Consider the following 17,248-nt stretch of genomic DNA (forward strand, 5'->3'; position numbering starts at 1 on the left):
CAAAGCATCTATTCGAAAAATATCAACCATCGGCTACGGCGATAGATTGCCTTCAGGCCGTGACTGGGCACTTCTCCGGTGCATGGATATGGCCAAACAGCGCCCTTGGCACCAAACTTGCGCGTAGAAATGGCCCAAAATCGACGTGTTTACGACACCAGGCATCAACCTGAACAACGACTGGAGCACCCGAGACGGCGCGTTCTGGTCTGTTTTCTTCACTCTCAAAGTGCGGCAGGTGGGGGCTTTTCTCCGCTTCCGGGGCCTGATAGAGTCGAAACCATCGGCAATGCCGATGGCAGCCATAGACAGGGCTGGACAGTAAAAGCATAAGAACGATGGCCTGGAGTATCCGATGGAATCCCGCTTTTTTATCGCCCCGGAACAACTGGAGGCATTCGAGGCCGCCGCCCGCAGTGGCTCCTTCTCGGCAGCCGCCCGCAGCCTGGGCAAGGCCCAGTCGACCATTTCGGGACTGATCAGCAATCTGGAAATCGATACCGGGCTGCAACTGTTTGATCGCTCAGGCCGCGAACCCAAGCTGACCGCCCAGGGGCGGGCACTATTGCAGGATGTCCGAGCCCTGCTGAACTCCTACTCGCGTTTCGAGGCTAAAAGCCGCAGCCTGAATGCCGGACTCGAGGAGTCACTGACACTGGCGATCGACGAATCCGCTATCGATCTCAAGCAACTGGTCCGCGGACTGGATCCGTTTTACCAGCGCTACTCCACGGTTTCGCTCAACCTTTTGCACGCTTCCGGGGACAGTGCTGCCAAACTGGTGCGAGAAGGAAGTGCCGATATCGGTATCGTTCTCAGCCAGGGCGACTACCCTGAGGATTTTGATTTCCGCGGCGTGGGAAGCTGTAGTTTCGTGCTCGTCGCCGGGGTGCAACACCCGATGGCCCAGCAGAGCACGGTATCCAGTCAGGATCTGAACAACCACCTGCACTTGCGCATCAGTGCTGCCGGTGACCAGGGCTCTCTGCCAGAGAATGATCTCAGCGATCGTATCTGGTATCTGGAAAGCTACTCCCTGTTTATGACCCTGCTCACCGCCGGGATCGGCTGGGCGTTTGTGCCCCTGCACATTGCCCAACCCCATCTGGATGCCGGAGCGATCACTATCCTGCCGACGGATTTTCAGCTGACGCCCTACCCTCACGGCACAGACCTGATCTGGTCGCGACGCAAGGTACTGGGCCCTGCCGGCCAGAGCCTGATCGATGAGATTTCGCAAGTGATTGCCCAGCGCGAGGGCGAACCCGCCTGATTGACCTGAGGGCCAATCAGGAAACCCTGACCACGATTAGCCCAGTGCGACCTTGGTCGGCGCCGACAGGTGGCCGGCGGCCACGAGATCCCGATGGGTCTGCTCGATGGCCCGACCGAGCTTTTCCACCACAAAATCCACTTCCTGGTGGTCCATGGTCAGAGGCGGGGACATCACATTCAGGTGCACGATCGGACGAACGATCAATCCCTGCTCTTCCGCCCGGTCGGAAATCCATTTGCCAATATTCAGGCTCTCAGGGAACACCTCCCGTGTAGCCTTGTTGCGCACATTCTCAACGCACATCATAAAACGCTTGCCACGCACATCACCCACCAGGGGAAGATCGCGAAGGGTCTGCAGCCTCTCCTCGAAATAGGCTCCGACCTCGATGACCCGCTGTAACAGCTTCTCCCGCTCGATAATCTCGATATTCTTCAGTGCTGCGGCACAGGCAACCGGGTGGCCGGAATAGGTGTATCCGCTGGCAAAATACCGATCCGGATCGCCGGTGGAAATCGCCTCGTAAATCCGGTCTGAAAACAGTGTCGCCCCCAGTGGCTGATAGCCGGAGGTCAGCCCCTTTGCGCAGGTGATGATATCCGGCTGTATATCGAAGAGTTCCCGGGAGGCAAACCAGTGCCCTACCCGGCCGAACGCAGTAACCACCTCATCGGCAACAAAAAGGATGTCGTTGGCCCGGCAAAGCTCCCATATCCGACGGTTGTAGTCCGCCGGGGGCACAATCACACCACCGGAACCCAGGATGGGTTCGGCAAAAAATGCAGCAATCCGTTCCGCACCAACTTCATCGATTTTCTGCTGGAATTCATCCACCAGAAAGTCACAGAACTGCTGTTCGTCCATATGCTCCGGGGCCCGGTAGAAATTCGGGCAGGAGAGATGGTGGACCGTATCCTGGATGTAATCGAACTCGGGAATTTTATCTCCGGCCTTGCCGGTGATCGACATGGCGGCGTAGGTACTGCCGTGGTAACCACCCCGGCGGGCAATAATGTGCTTTTTCTCCTGCTTGCCGCGACAGTTCTGGTAAAAATGCACCAGCCGGAAGGCGGTATCTACGGCCGTGGAACCACCACAACTGAAGAAAACCCGATTGATGTCGCCGGGGGCCAGCTCAGCCAGTTTCGCTGCCAGGGCGATCGCCGGTTCGTTTGCCATATCGACGAATGGATTGGCATATGCGAGCTGCCGGACCTGCTCAGCGATGGTCTCCGCCATCTCCTCACGTCCCAGGCCAATATTGGTACACCACAGCCCACCCACTGCGTCAAAATAACTCTTGCTGGCATTGTCCCAGACCCGGCTGCCCCTGGCGCGGGACATAATCAGCGACCCCTCCTCCTGAAATGAGTCGAAGTGTGTCCAGGGGTGCATCCAGTGTCGTTTGTCCGCTTCCCAGTATTTCTTCTTGTTCATGCTGATACCGTTTGTCGAGCCGCGGTCTTTACCACGACGAAATTCGGGTTGTGAACAAGTGTATGGGCGGCGACGGGATTACATAGTTTGAATCCATCGACACTACCGATGGTTGGGGGTAAGGGGCTGCCGCCCGGATACGTCGGGCGACAGCAACACCTGGAGTGAGAGGCTGGATCTTGGGAGCCGGAGTCCCAGCTCACATAATTTAATCAGCCGCTAGCTGTACGGAATCGCCACTCCGCACATCGACCAGCTCGCCGTCCAGCACGGCCAGACGCACGCCGTCTTCATCACTCAAGAGGAAAGTGGCACCGTGACGACGGGCAGGACGTTCACCCTGGGGATTACGGGGATTCATGACGACGGGAAGGCGGGTCTCCTTAACGAGTAACTCACTGTCTCCGACAAAATAGCCGTAACCACGCCGCAGAAGATCGAGATAGCGCTGGTCGGTCAACTCCAGCGTCTCCTGCAGAGGGTAGGCCTTTGGCGCCTGGTACAAGCTGCCATCAGCGTCGAAGCTCAGGGCACCGTACAAATTGGACAGATCCCCTGCATCCACCACGCTGACGGAGCCATAGCGGCGATTAATCGCGATATCCGTGAGATAGCTGTCGCGACCTTTACCAGCGCGAATATTGTCGATTTTCACATCGACAAAAGCATCGTCCTGGTTAAACGGAATCGCGTCATAGGCACTGGCAGAGCTGGACTCATAGCTACCACTGGCGATGCTATCGATGGCGGCAACCAGCATCTCAAAATTCATATGCCGGGCGACCTGGCGGTTGGGATCGTTCGGGTGCGCACCGGATTCGATCAGGATTGTGCTGATCCCCATTTCAGAGAATGTGTCGCCGAAAGCCCGCCAGGCATAGGTGTCATCGTACTTGGCAATATGCTCGCCAATAAATGGATCGATCTGCTGTACCAGGAGACCGATCAGTTTCATCGCACGCTCACGACTGGCGTTCACTTCTCGGGCTTCGTTGTAGGCCGGCGCCAGCACCGAAATGGTCGCCATCCGGTCGGTCTGACCAACTCCATAGTGGCGGCTCTGGTCGTGCAGGTTGAATCCGAAATGCGGTTTGAAGGACTTGGCCAGGGCCATCAGCGCACGCCCCTCCGGAGACTGAAGCGCCTTTGCATCCCGGTTCACATCAAAGCTCTGTGCGTTGTGACGGGTATTACGCTCGGCGCCATCGGGATTCAGCATTGGAACCATGACCAAGGTCAGGTCATCCATCCATCCCTCACGCCACTCAGCCTGTTCCGGCGCAGTGATGTATGAGAGCAGGTCGAACAGTGCCGGGGTGGCTGTAGGCTCATCACCGTGCATCTGGGACCACAACATCACCCGGGTATCGCCCTGCCCAATCGCAATACTGACAATCGGGCGCCCCTCATAGGAGTGTGCGATTTCCTCCACACGCAGCAGTGGTGATTGCCGCAACTCCTGGATCAGCGGCAGTATGTCCGCCTGCCGGATCGCCGGCTTGTCCAGACCTGGCACCTTGTAGTCCAGGTAAGTTTTGCCTCCAGCCGCAGCCAGCAGTACCGGGCTGCAAAGAATCAGGCATAAGCCCAACAGTTGGGAAAGTTGTCTGGCCATACTTCACACTCGATTGTTATTGATTATTGCAACGGATTGCGTGAATAAAATATTCCACAACTCATGAAGAGGATGCAATGAACAATTGCAGTGCAAGAGAGGAACCAGTCGAGACTTTTTCGAGAAAACAGTGGTGCCCGTACCAAAGCCCACACAGCGGATATGGTTTTCGGTGTAATTCAAATGTGTCGCCGATCTGACCCATCGGGCAAGCCGATGGCGGCTCAATGGCTGGATGCGTCGGGCCACCAATCGGTATTCACTGGATGATCGGGGCCGAATATTGTGTAGTCCCGCTCGAGATCAAAAGTCCCACTATCGTGCGGGCGACGGTTGATTAATGCATCGTGCAGGCACCATTCGGCACCCGTCCCGCAGCCGCTATCTACCTGCAGCTCCCGGTGCGTGATTTTCCCCGGGTGGGTTTGGGCCAACGCCAGTATATCTGCATGATTGGCGGAAAAGCTGCCAGTAGCACTGTCACGTGCCGACACGGCAAACCAGCGGCCCGCCAGTGAGAGAGCTGCTCCACCCAGCGAAAGATCACCCCTGGCAAGTCCCTCACCCGACCCACCGTCCAGATTGACATAGTCGATACGGCCCTTGTAACGCTTTGCCAGTGGCGATATTGAAGCCAGCTGGTTTAGCCACAGGTGGGCCGGGAAGCTCCCACTGGAATGGGCCACCACCAGAATCCGCTCATACTCCCTGCTTTCTCGCAGGCGAGCGAGGCTGGTTTGCGTAGGGAGTGTGCGGGTTTCGTAAAAAACCGTTTCCGGTCCGGCAAATACCCAGACCGCTATCACCTCCTGTGCTGCAGGGCTCGCCATGAGCGCCTGCGCCCACTGCTCGGCCCAGGTGCGCTGCACCGAATAGCCGGGAAACAGGATCAACAGGCTTCCGCTGGACTTGCCCGGCTGCGCTGCACGCTCCCACACTGACCAGTTCGGGCTCTGGTGTTGCCACTGCCCTGCGATCGCCACCGGAGCAATCCCCGCCGCCACGACCGCCGCCATAACGAACTGACGGAAACCTCGAATCAGCAGCCTCACTGGGACCATCGCACCTGCGGTAGTTGCCACTCCTCCCGCAGCTCGCGGTAAGCCGGAACCGGCAATGCAACATAAACGGGCTTTGCATCACTTTTCAGCCACGCGAGCAGACGATCCATTTCCGGCTCTGCATAAGCCGTGCATCCCGCCGTCGGCTCCCCCTGGCCACTCCACAGGTGAATAAAAATGCAGCTGCCAGCCCCGTCCAGATTGGACGGGTTGTGTTGAACAAAAATTCCTTTTTTATATTGATCGTCTCCGTAATGAAGATCGCGGCGCATCCCCTCGCTGGAACCCTGTACCGCCTCCGCTCCGACTTCGCCGGCATCGACGGTCTGGTTGTAATAAGGTGAACCCTTTACATCGATACAGAAATGGCCCTTGGACATGGGCTGATAGCCAAGTCCGGTCTGCAGCTTGGGGCCATAACCGAATGCATCTCCCAGGAGGAATATTCCCGCCGGTGCCCGACCATCGCCTTCCACCTTTTGCAGGCCAGGCTGAGGTTGATGCAGGCCGAGCCCCCATCCCAGACCGGCACGCCCCACGTTCACCGGGGTCTCCGCTCCCACCTGGTGCCAGCGGTCTCCACGGCGCTCAAAGCGGAAGGCGTGGCCAGTTGGGGCATTCCAGTCACCCGTCAGGGTCAGGACGAGCTGTGTGGAGTCCTCGGGGATATTTGCCATTGAGGGGGAACTCAGCAAGATCAGCAGTGGGGCCAGGAGAGTGGCCACGGGTCGGAATAGCGCTCGATACATGATTATTCTTCTCTGCGAGTCATTCATTTGATCACGAGGATATCCCAACCTCAGGCGGGGGCAAACCGGGCCAATGCCTCGCAGTTGGCGATTTCCCCTTCCCTGCCGCAAAATGGCCTCCCGACCACGAGCAGGTACGACTCACCGCAACATATCCTGCCGGGCGCAGCATCCTTTGGAGAGCAGAGACTTACACCATGACAGATTCCCCCTGCCCCTGTGGCTCGGCAAAGCCCCTGGATCAGTGCTGTGGCCTCTACCTTTCGGGTAAAACGTACCCCAAGACAGCGGAATCCCTGATGCGCAGTCGCTACTCCGCCTATGTTCTGGGCAACCTGCCCTATCTGCGTCTGACATGGCATCCGGACACGAGACCGGAACTGGACATGGACGATTTGAATACCCAGTGGACGCGCCTCGAAATCGTGCGCAGCAAACAGGGCTTGAAACGCTCGGTCGTGGAGTTCAGGGCCTGGTTCCAGGACGGTGACATGGAGCGGGCGCTCCATGAAATTTCCCTGTTCAAGCTGTACAAGAAGCGCTGGGTCTACGTAGAACCGCTCGCCGAGTGGCCCTGACCTGCGCGAAACGCGGAGCAAGCGATCCATGCCGCCAGCCGACGTGAAACCGGCAACTGTGCCGGAAGTGATTTACGAAGACAGTGATCTCATTGCAGCTTATAAGCCGGAGGGCTGGCTGGTGCATCGATCTAACATCGATCGGCACGAGACACAGTTTCTGCTGCAGTACCTGCGGGATCAGACTGGAGCGTACCTGTACCCGATTCACCGTCTGGATAAACCGACGTCGGGCGTTATTCTGTTTGCCAAGAGTAGTGAAGTGGCAGCCAGGACCCAGTCATTGCTGGAGAGTGATGCCGCGGTGAAAACCTATATCGCCGTCTGCCGCGGCTATTGTCCTGAAGAGGGCGTTATCGACCACCCCCTGCCGCCAGTCAACGATTTCAAACACCAGAGGAAGCGCCCCAAGGCCGATCAACCGCGCCAGGACGCTGTCACCCTGTTCCGGCGGCTGCACACCATCGAGCTGCCTTACGAAGTCGACCGCTATCCCAGCAGCCGCTATTCCCTGGTCGAGATCCAGTTAAAGACCGGACGAAGGCACCAGATCCGAAGGCACTTCAAGCATCTCTCGCACCCGCTGATCGGCTGCCCAAAGTACGGCAAATCAACTCACAACCGTTTTTTTGCCGAGCATTTCCACTGCAGCCGGCTACTGCTGCACGCCCTGGAGTTGCGTCTCCCCCATCCGGTTACCGGTGAACCGTTGGTAGTGCGCGAGCCTCCGCGAGGAGAGTTTCATACACTACTGGAGAGGTTCGGTTGGCAGTTGTAACCCGCGGTTGTAGCCAATTAGGCCTTCGCCCGAAGCGGCACGTTCTTGCCCATTAGCGCTCGACCACCTCATCAGCCCTGACCCGGTGAAATAGCGCGTAGAACACCGGTACCGCGATCAGCGTCAGTACCGTGGCAAAACCGAGTCCGCCCATAATCGTTACCGCCATATCTGCGAAGAAAGCGTCGAATAACAGTGGTGACATCCCGAGTATGGTGGTGACCGCCGCAAGAAATACCGGCCGCAGGCGGCTCACGCTGGCCTGCTGAATCGCACTCAGACGCGGCAGGCCGGCGTGGGTCTGGATCTCGATTTCGTCCACCAGCACCACGGCGTTCTTGATTAGCATACCCGAGAGACTCAACACCCCCAGCAGCGACATAAAGCCGAAAGGCAGGCCGGATAATAGCAATCCGACGACAACGCCAACCAGGGACATGGGCACCACCAACCAGATAATCAGCGGTTCGCGCACGGTACCAAACAACAATACCGTCACCAGAATCATGATCAGGAAACCAATCGGCAAACCCTTCCCCAGTGACTTCTGTGCATCGGAGGATCGCTCGTACTCACCACCAAACTCCATCGAATAGCCGGGAGGCAGTGACAGGCTCTCGATATCCCCACGAATCCGTGCAAACGCGGCCATCGCCGTCACTCCCTCGGGGGCATCACCACTGATGGTAATGGTGGGGACACGGTTGCGACGTTGAATCAGCCCCTCTTCAGCCGTGGTCTCAAAATCTTCCACCAGCTGGCCTGCGGGAATGTAGCCGCGCTCATTCGGACTCCACACCAGGCGATCCGTGAGCGTGCCGACCTGATTGCGATCATCTACCGGTAGCCGCGCGACGATCGGAATAATGCGGTCGCCACTCTCGAAATCCCCTACCCGATAGCCCTGCGTGGCGAACTGCACCGCACGACTGATATCGGCATTGGTGACGCCGGCCAGTCGGGCGCGTTCGTCATCCAGGTGGGCGCGGATCACCGGCTCTCGCTCGCGCCAGTCGTGGTGAATATCCTCTAGCTCCTGTTCGCGGTACAGCACCTCCACGTTACCCGCCAACTCGCGCAGTGTGTTGAAGTCGGGACCGGAAATCCGCACCTCCACATCGGCGCCACCACCGGGACCAAAGACGATCCGCTTGAAGGTAATCAGCGCGTCCGGGTGTTTATTGCGCAGCGTCTCTTTCGCATGCTCGATCAGTGGTGCAATTTGCTCGCGATTCTCTGTGCGGACAATCAACTGACCGTAAGACGGATTCGGCGGCTCCGGCTTGTAGGTCAGCATAAACCGATCAGCCCCCCGCCCGGCCACGGCAGTGACCGAGACCACGCCCGCTTGAGAACTGAAAAACTCAGTCGCCTCCTGCAGAGCCTGATCCGTGCGCTTGATATCGCTGCCCTGGGGCATCTGGTAGTTCACGTAAAACAGGGGTGAGTTGGAATTAGGGAAAAACCCCTGCTTGACGAAGCCGAAGGCCATATAGCTTGCCAGTGTCACCGCCATCAGGATTGCGATGGTGGTGCCACGACGTTGCAGGGCTCCCGAGAGTGCATCGGCGTACATCCGGTAAAAGCGGCCCCGGTAGGGATCATCGGGATTAGCGTTTTTTCCCGGCTTGAACAGGTGGTTGCCCAGATACGGGGTAATGGTAATCGCCAGCACCCAGCTCAGAAGGAGAGAGATCCCGATCACGGCAAACAGTGAAAACAGGAATTCGCCGGTAGCATCATCGGAGAGACCGATACCCGAGAACGCCATAATGCCGATAATCGTGGCCCCGAGAAGCGGCCAGAAAGTCTGGCGCACGACGCGCGCGGCGGCATTGCGGGGCTTTTCTTTTTTCTCCACCCCCATCAGCATGCCCTCCGCCACCACAATGGCGTTGTCCACCAGCATACCCATGGCGATGATCAAGGCACCGAGCGAAATCCGCTGCAGGTTGAGGCCCATCAGGTTCATGATGAACACCGTACCCAGCACCGTCAGCGCCAATACAGCCCCCACTACGACGCCCGAGCGCCACCCCATGAACAGGCACAGAACCAGGATGACAATTACCACCGAGGAAACGAGATTGAAGAGAAAGCCATTGACGCTGTCCTCGACAACCCGGTGCTGTTCATAGACGGGAAATACTTCCACGCCCAACGGCAAGCCCTGCGCGAGCTGGGCCAGCTTTTCCTCTACCGCCGCTCCCACATCGACGATGTTGGTAGCCTGCCCACCGGCAATGCCGAGCAGAATGGCCGGCTGGCCGTTATAGCGGGCAATAAAATCGGGCTTCTGCTCATATCCGATCGAAACCTCTGCAATGTCTCGCACCGCGAGCATGGCAGTAGAACCGGGAACACCGATCAGGATATTGCGGATACTCTCCAGATCATTGGCCGGATTATCCACCACAATACGGGTGCGCAGATCCTTCCCCTCGACCTCCCCAACCTGCTGCACCGAACTCTCGGCCTGCAACACCTGAGCCAGGTCATCGAGGGAAAAGCCGAGCTGCGCGAGGCGGGTCTCGTCGATATCCAGATAGGCCACCTCATCGATCACGCCGGATCGCGATACCTTGGCCACGCCCTCAACAGTCAGCAGTTCACGGCGAATCGCCTTGGTGATTTCCCGCATCTCGCTGTGGGAGAAACCCTCGCCGGTGACCGCATAATAAATACCGAAGACTTCCCCAAAATCGTCGTTCACCACTGGAGGCAGGGCGCCGCGGGGCAGTTGCACCTGGGCATCGCGTACCTTGCGGCGCAGCTCGTCCCAGATCTGGGGCAGCTGGTTGGAATCGTAATGATCTTCGATACTGACGCGGATCTCAGACATTCCCGGACGCGAGGTGGAGGTAATGTCTTTCAGTTGCGCCAGTTGCTGAATCGCAACTTCCAGCTTCTCCGTCACCTCCTCCTCGACCTGCTGCGCACTGGCACCCGGGTAGGCGGTAAAAACCCGCGCTTCCTTGATCGTAAACGCCGGGTCCTCCAGGCGTCCGATATCGGCGATTCCCCACAGGCCGCCGAACAAGCAGATGAGCATCAGCAGCCAGCTGTAAACAGGCTGCCGGATAAATATCTCGGAAATCTTCACCGCAATCCCCCCAGAGAGCCCGCTTTACTGCTCGGTCTCGGCAACAGGTTGTGCTGCCGCCGCGGCTGCATAATTACGCACTTTGGCGCCTTCGTAGAGATGTTGGCCACCAGCCGCTACCAGCATCGCGCCGGGGTTGAGCCCCGCTGTTACCTGCACGGAATCTCCGTCAGTGCGTCCAAGCTCAACGTCGATACGCGAGACACTGTGGTCGTCGTTGATCTGCCAGACATAGGGTGTGCCATCAGCGTTCGTCTGTACCGCGGACAGTGGCACCCGCAATTCGCCCACGTCCTGTTTCAGGCGCAGTTTCACCCGCGCTGTCATTCCGGGCAGTATCTGTACTTTTTCCGGGCGGGCCATGCCCAGCTCCACGACATAGGTCTGTGTCACGCTATCGGCTTCGGCCTGATGCTCGCGGTACTCCAGCGGAAACTCCTTACCTGGCAGGAACTCGAAGCTCGCGGTAATAGACTCGACCCGATCCGCATCAATGGTTGCCAGCAGCCGCTCAGGTACCGATACCTGGACACGGACCTCAGATACGTTCTGCAAGCGCACCACGCCCTGGCCCTTCTGTACATTGGAGTAGCTCTCGACCAGCTGGCGCGTGACCAGCGCATCAAACGGCACGCTCAGGCGGGTGTAGGCGAGGTCCTGCTCGGCATTCTCAAGCGCTACTTTGGCCAGGTCGTAATTGGTCTGCGTCTCGTCCAGCTGCTGCGAGGAAATCACGTTGCGCTCCTTCAGGGCCTGCTGCCGCTCGAGTGTCTTTTCCAGCAGCTGAAGGTTCACGCGAGCCTCCTTCACACGCCGGCGAAAATCCCGATCATCCAGGGCGGCAATCACCCGACCCTTGGGGACAAACTCCCCCTCACTGAATTTCACTTCCTGCAACTTGCCGCCGACCTGGAACGACAGGTCCACCGTCTGTACCGCCTTTACCCGCCCGGCAAACTGGCGCGCAGAAACGTCACCAGCGCTGGAGACACTGGCAACCTTTACCGGCCACACACGCTCGACCGGTTTCTCGGTATTTTGCGAATCGCTGCAAGCGGAAATGGCAACGACAGCCGCGAGCAGCAACGCCAGTGAAGGACGGACACTTCCGTACAATTTCATATTCAGTTCCCGGAAACTCTTGTTGGGGAAGAAGGGATCAACAGAAAAGTCAGTCGAGGTCTGCCGCCAGAGACAACAGGCGTTTGCGCAGACGTTCGAAAATGGGGTCATCGGGCTCCAATACCCCGAGCACACGCCCGAGGAACAGGCCACGAGTGGCGAGCAGCAACAGCAGGGCGAAATCAGGGTCACTGCAGTTTTCTGTCAGCTCACTGCGGATCTTGGCCTCTTTGGCCTTGATCGGCTCCAGCAGGGCCGGATCCTCGGCCACCGCGGCAATCAGCGCACGCGGCAGGCCCTCATCGTCCTGCATCATGCAGAAGGCGGAACAAATACGGGATGCCAGCGGGCCCCCGTTGCTGCCACCCTCGGCTGCATATTCCTCCACCAGCTCTGCCTCGCAGGCGATGGATGACTCCAGCATCGCCTGCAGCAGAGCCTGCTTGGTGCGAAAGTGGTGCAACAGTCCACCCTTGCTCAGGCCGCACTGTGCCGCCACCGCGTCCAGTGTCAGCTTGCGAGCACCACGCTCCCGCACCACCTCCTCGGCAGCGCGAATGATGGTCTCTTTGTCGACCTTGGACATATGACCCTCCAGCGGCTCTCGGTCAAAACCAACCAACTGGACGGTATGATACTGACTTGCAGAAACCAGTCAACCAAACCGTTACCCGCTGCCCCACCCTACCCAGTCAGTGATGTGTCAGTGGAGAACTCGGTAACTCGAGGGCATCTGCGGCAGGCGGGAATCAGGTATTGGCTGGGCAGGTGAAAAAGGCGGGCTGGCCGCGGAAGTTGCCAAGGGAGCCAGGAGCCCCAAAGAGCCCCAAAGAGCCCCAGGCAGAAGAACAAGACAGAAGAGCGGGTGATATCAGCGCGAGAATCGCAAAGAAATGAGGATGATCGGCTTCCGATTATCCCCTCCCCCACTGAAATTCACCGTCCGCCGCACGAGGGACTTTGCCGCCCACGCCAAGCCCTGCGCGCAGAGACGCCAGTTCATCGGGGCTGATTGCCCCCTGCTCGCATAGCGCAGCCATTGCGGCATACGCGATACTGGCGGCGTCGACTTCGAAATACTGACGCAGACTTTCGCGGGACTCACTCACACCAAACCCATCCGTGCCCAGCGTGACATAAGGGCCCGGTACCCAGCGGGCAATGCTGGCGGGCAATGCTCGCATGTAATCGGTACATGCCACCACAGGCCCCTCGAGGCCTGACAGCATGTGCTGCAGGTAGGAACGCTGCCCATCCCCGGGCGCCTCGCGATTCCGGCGCTCCACCTGCTCCGCGTCCCGCGCGAGCTCGGTGTAGCTGGTGACACTCCAGACATCAGCCTGGATTCCACGTTCCGCCAAGAACTCCTGGGCCTTGAGCACTTCCTGCATGATGCTGCCGCTGCCGAATAGCTGAACCGGTGGCAGCTTTGTGTCAGAACACCGGCCGGCCCGGTACCGATACAGGCCCCGGCGCACGCCCTCTGCGATTGCCTGGCGGTCACCTGTCGGCATCGCGGGCATGGGGTAATTCTCGTTATAGACGGTGAGATAGTAGAAAACTTCCTCACCGCGTCCGTACATAGCCTCAACCCCTTCGCGCAGTAATATCGCCAGCTCGAACGCAAATGCCGGATCGTAACTGCGCATGTTCGGCACGGTCGACGCCAAGATATGGGAGTGCCCATCCTGGTGTTGCAAGCCCTCACCATTAAGCGTGGTCCGACCTGCCGTGCCCCCGATCAGAAAGCCGCGGCACATGCTGTCAGCCGCTGCCCAGATCATGTCCCCCACGCGTTGGAAGCCGAACATACTGTAGAAAATATACAGGGGAATCGTGGGCACACCGTGATTGGCATAGGCTGTGCCGGCGGCCAGGAATGAGGCCATTGCCCCGGCTTCACAAATCCCTTCCTGAAGGATCTGCCCGTCCGCAGCTTCGCGATACGGCAGCAGGCTGTCGCCATCCACCGGCTGGTACTTCTGCCCTCCCGGCGCATAAATACCAGCCTCCCGGAACAGGGCCTCCATACCAAAGGTGCGCGCCTCATCCGGAACAATCGGTACGATATATTTACCTAACTGCCCGTCCTTCAGCAGCTTCGCCATCATCTTGACGATAGCCATCGTCGTCGAAATCGGACGCTCTCCGCTGCCACGGAAAAATTCTTCAAACAGCGCTTCATCGGGCGCACTCAACTGCTCGCAGTCCACACGGCGGGCAGGCATCCCGCCACCGAGTGCGCAACGCCGATCCAGCAGGTATTGCAGCTCCTCCGAGTCTGCCGGCGGCCGGTAAAGGCTGGCACGGGCCAGCTCTTCATCCGTTAAAGGGATACCCAGTTTTCTGCCAATATTGATGCGTTCCTGGTCGGAGAACTGCTTTTTCTGATGGGCTGTATTCTTGCCCTGCGTCGAGTCACCGAGACCATCGCCTTTGACGGTCTTCACCAGTATCACCGTGGGCTTGCCACAGGCCTCTGCAGCCCTGGCGAAGGCGGCATGAATTTTCTTCGGATCCTGGCCGCCACGTTTGATTTCCCGAACTTCGTCATCGGTCAGGCTACTCATCAGCGCCCGCAGTTCCGGAGAGTGCTCTACCCAGTGCTCACGCTGCGCGCCACCGGGTCGGGTCGAATACAGCTGGTAATCGCCGTCGAGGGTTTCATCCATCCGTCGCTGCAGCACGCCGTTGCGATCATTCTGCAACAGGGTGTCCCAGCCGCTGCCCCAGACCACCTTGATCACCTGCCAGTCGGCGCCGCGGAAGCTGCGCTCCAGCTCCTGGATCACCTTGCCATTGCCACGTACCGGCCCATCCAGCCGTTGCAGGTTGCAGTTGATGACCAGTACCAGGTTGTCGAGGTTTTCACGGGAGGCAATATTGATGGTGCCGAGTACTTCGGGTTCGTCAGCCTCACCGTCACCGATAAAATTCCAGACCTTGCCGCCATTGAGAGGTTTCAGTCCCCGGGCCTCCAGATATTTGGCAAAGCGGGCCTGGTAAATTGCGGAGGGGGTGGAGAGTCCCATGGACGCGGTAGGCGCCTGCCAGAAATCCGGCATCTGGCGCGGATGCGGGTAAGAGGAGAGCCCGCCGCCCGGCTGCAGCTGGCGACGGAAATTCTTGAGCTGTTGCTCCGTCAGGCGTCCTTCCAGATAGGCTCTGGCATAAATTCCCGGCGCCGCGTGGGCCTGCACATTCAGCAGGTCGCCACCGTACTCACTATCCCGGCAGCGAAAGAAATGATTGAAGCCCACTTCGAGCATGGTCGCCGCCGAGGCATAGGTGGCAATATGCCCGCCGACTCCGGTGCCACTGTCCGCAGCCTGCAAGACCATGGCCATCGCATTCCAGCGGTTGAGGTTCTCGATGCGCTGTTCGATGCTCAGATCACCCGGATACGCGGGCTGTTCGGAGAGCGGAATCGTGTTGCGATACGGTGTATTCAGCGGTGCCTCGTCCAGCTGCACACCATGCCTGACGAGACGCTCCTGCAATGCCTGTAGCATGCCTTTGGCTCGCTCGGCGCCATGGTGGCGCAGGATATCTTCCAGCGACTCCAGCCACTCCTGGAGCTCCAGATCCTGGCTGTCGATTAACTCCTGAACATCCAACTGCATATTCACGGTAACAAGATCCCGGCTAGGTGTAAGACGAAGGCAAACCGCTCACGGGAGCTCTCCCTGTACCTCCACCATAACAGCAGAAGTATCCGGTTTTCCCCCGATCGAACTGGCGTTTAGTCCTGAATTCGCACCGTGGCGATCAGCGAATACTGTCCAGAGCCTGCCCCAGGTCCGCCATGATGTCTTCGGCATTTTCCAGGCCCACCGCGAGGCGGATCAGCGTTCTGGAGATGCCCGCTTCGGCCAGCTCTTCCGGTCCGTAAGTGGAGTGCGTCATGGATGCAGGGTGCTGGATCAGGGTTTCGGCATCCCCCAGACTGACCGCACGCTTGCACATCTGCAGCTGGTTGATGAAGCCCACCGCCTGCTCGAAACTGCACTTGAGCTCGAATGCCATCACGCCACCGGCACCCAGCATCTGCTTGCCGAGCAGCCTGTAGCCGGGGTGATCCGGGAGACCCGGATAATAGACTTTCTCGATGGCGCTATGGTCCTGCAGAAACTCAGCCACCGCCTGAGCGTTTTCACTGTGGCGCTGTACCCGCAGGTGCAGGGTTTTCAGCCCCCGCATCACCAGCCAGGCATCGTGGGGGCTCATAATGGCTCCGATGTCCTTGCGGGTCGTCATCTTGATGTGATTGATCAGCTCAGCCGAGCCACAGAGAATGCCTGCCACCACGTCACCGTGGCCATTCAAGTACTTGGTAGCGGAATGCAGCACCAGGTCAATGCCGTGCTTCGCCGGGCGTTGCAGAATGGGGGACATGAAAGTGTTGTCGATCACGGTGGTGATTTCGTGCTCGCGGCCGATACCACCGATCATATCCAGGTCCATAACGGTCATGCATGGATTGATCGGCGTCTCACCGTAAATCACCCGGGTGTTGGGTTTGATGGCCGCGCGCAACGCCTGCTCGTCTGCCAGGTCCACAAAGCTGACCTCGATACCCAGTGCCGGCAATTGGTGATTGAACAGGGCAAAAGTGCAGCCATAGAGACGGTGGGAAGTAATCAGGTGATCGCCGGCTTTCAGCAGCGCAAAGATGGCCGCGGATACCGCGCCCATACCAGAGCCAAAAGCGGCTGCCGCCTCGGTTTCCTCCAGCACTGCCATGCGGGCTTCCAGCTCATCGACGGTGGGATTCCCCAACCGGGAGTAAATGTGCCCCTGGTCTTCACCGGCAAAGCGGTCGGCCCCCTGCTGCACATTGTCGAAGACAAAGGTCGATGTCTGGTAAATCGGTGTAGACAGCGGACCGAACTCACCCTGCGACTTTTTGCCGCCGTGAATGACATTGGTCTCGATGTTTTTTGATTCCCACATGTTTGCCTCTCTTATCGTTATTGATCCGGCGGGCCAAACATGTGGCGCCGCCTAGGGCTCAGGTAAGTCCAGCTCCGTTGTCTGCTTCAGGGCCTTCAACACAATGCTGGTATGAATCCGCGCTATCCCCGGTAGCGGAATCAGCCGCGTGGCAATGAAGTGGTCGAGCGCCCGGTTGTTTACGGTGGAGACTTTGATCATGTAGTCGTATTCACCGGTCACGTGATAGCACTCGAGCACCTCCGGCATCGCCACCAGCTGGCCCAGCACCTCGGCAATGCGTTCGTGCTGGTGCAGCTCCAGGGCAATCTCAATCAGGGCCAGGTTGTCGTGGCCCAGCTTTTCCCGGTTGAGCATCGCGGCATAACCACTGATATAGCCTTCCTGCTCCAGACGCCTGACACGGGCCAGGGTCGCCGGTGGTGACAGGTGTACCCGGTCGGACAGCTCCACATTACTGATCCGCCCTTCCGCCTGCAGCACCCTCAGGATGGCGATATCCGTGCGATCCAGGGACGAAATGGAGTTTAACATTATGGCCACCAAGCAGATTTAAATTAGGTTAATAGAACGATA

13 protein-coding genes are annotated in these 17,248 nt (G+C 58.7%); 3 read left to right on the plus strand and 10 right to left on the minus strand.

The features are described from left to right. Positions 1-355 precede the first annotated feature (355 nt). The gene (locus tag AUP74_RS14075; protein WP_069948112.1) at positions 356-1,273 is read left to right on the plus strand and encodes a LysR family transcriptional regulator; all 918 of its coding nucleotides are present in this window, start codon (positions 356-358) and stop codon (positions 1,271-1,273) included. Between the two features lie 36 nt (positions 1,274-1,309). Here the strand turns inward: AUP74_RS14075 and AUP74_RS14080 are convergent, their stop codons facing one another. The 4 genes from AUP74_RS14080 to AUP74_RS14095 all read right to left on the minus strand — a co-directional run bounded on the left by AUP74_RS14080 (position 1,310) and on the right by AUP74_RS14095 (position 6,138). Beyond that, positions 1,310-2,713, minus strand: a complete 1,404-nt coding sequence (locus AUP74_RS14080; RefSeq protein WP_069948113.1) for an aminotransferase — start codon at positions 2,711-2,713, stop codon at positions 1,310-1,312. Positions 2,714-2,921: 208 nt separating this feature from the next. Then, positions 2,922-4,328, minus strand: a complete 1,407-nt coding sequence (locus tag AUP74_RS14085; protein WP_069948114.1) for a M14 family metallopeptidase — start codon at positions 4,326-4,328, stop codon at positions 2,922-2,924. A 224-nt stretch (positions 4,329-4,552) separates the two neighbouring features. Beyond that, positions 4,553-5,380, minus strand: a complete 828-nt coding sequence (locus AUP74_RS14090; protein ID WP_145924408.1) for a hypothetical protein — start codon at positions 5,378-5,380, stop codon at positions 4,553-4,555. Continuing rightward, the gene (locus AUP74_RS14095) at positions 5,377-6,138 is read right to left on the minus strand and encodes a L,D-transpeptidase family protein (RefSeq protein WP_069948116.1); all 762 of its coding nucleotides are present in this window, start codon (positions 6,136-6,138) and stop codon (positions 5,377-5,379) included. Before AUP74_RS14095 ends, AUP74_RS14090 begins: the two co-directional genes overlap by 4 nt. Positions 6,139-6,335: 197 nt before the next feature. On the opposite strand from AUP74_RS14095, the gene AUP74_RS14100 reads away from it, so the two are divergent. Then, positions 6,336-6,716, plus strand: coding sequence for a YchJ family protein (locus tag AUP74_RS14100; RefSeq protein ID WP_083261011.1), 381 nt, complete (start codon positions 6,336-6,338; stop codon positions 6,714-6,716). 28 nt (positions 6,717-6,744) lie between these two features. Next, positions 6,745-7,494: a pseudouridine synthase gene (locus AUP74_RS14105; RefSeq protein ID WP_069948118.1), complete on the plus strand. Its 750-nt coding sequence runs from the start codon at positions 6,745-6,747 to the stop codon at positions 7,492-7,494. A gap of 52 nt (positions 7,495-7,546) precedes the next feature. Here AUP74_RS14105 and AUP74_RS14110 read toward each other — a convergent pair whose 3' ends face one another. From AUP74_RS14110 to AUP74_RS14135, 6 genes are all read right to left on the minus strand, one after another. After that, on the minus strand, positions 7,547-10,597 hold the full coding sequence (locus tag AUP74_RS14110) for an efflux RND transporter permease subunit (RefSeq protein WP_069948119.1): 3,051 nt from the start codon (positions 10,595-10,597) through the stop codon (positions 7,547-7,549). Between the two features lie 24 nt (positions 10,598-10,621). Continuing rightward, a complete protein-coding gene (locus AUP74_RS14115) occupies positions 10,622-11,719 on the minus strand; it encodes an efflux RND transporter periplasmic adaptor subunit (protein WP_069948120.1) in 1,098 nt (365 codons plus the stop codon). A 49-nt stretch (positions 11,720-11,768) separates the two neighbouring features. Next, positions 11,769-12,305 carry a TetR/AcrR family transcriptional regulator gene (locus AUP74_RS14120; RefSeq protein WP_069948121.1) on the minus strand — a complete coding sequence of 179 codons (537 nt, stop codon included), beginning with the start codon at positions 12,303-12,305 and terminating at the stop codon, positions 11,769-11,771. 328 nt (positions 12,306-12,633) lie between these two features. Then, positions 12,634-15,342, minus strand: a complete 2,709-nt coding sequence (aceE, locus tag AUP74_RS14125; RefSeq protein ID WP_069948122.1) for a pyruvate dehydrogenase (acetyl-transferring), homodimeric type — start codon at positions 15,340-15,342, stop codon at positions 12,634-12,636. Between the two features lie 145 nt (positions 15,343-15,487). Then, entirely contained in the window at positions 15,488-16,672 is a 1,185-nt protein-coding gene (megL, locus tag AUP74_RS14130) for a methionine gamma-lyase (protein WP_069948123.1), read from the minus strand. Between the two features lie 51 nt (positions 16,673-16,723). Next, positions 16,724-17,206, minus strand: a complete 483-nt coding sequence (locus AUP74_RS14135; protein ID WP_069948124.1) for an Lrp/AsnC family transcriptional regulator — start codon at positions 17,204-17,206, stop codon at positions 16,724-16,726. Between the last annotated feature and the right edge of the window lie 42 nt (positions 17,207-17,248).

This window comes from Microbulbifer aggregans (assembly GCF_001750105.1).
Lineage (GTDB): Bacteria > Pseudomonadota > Gammaproteobacteria > Pseudomonadales > Cellvibrionaceae > Microbulbifer > Microbulbifer aggregans.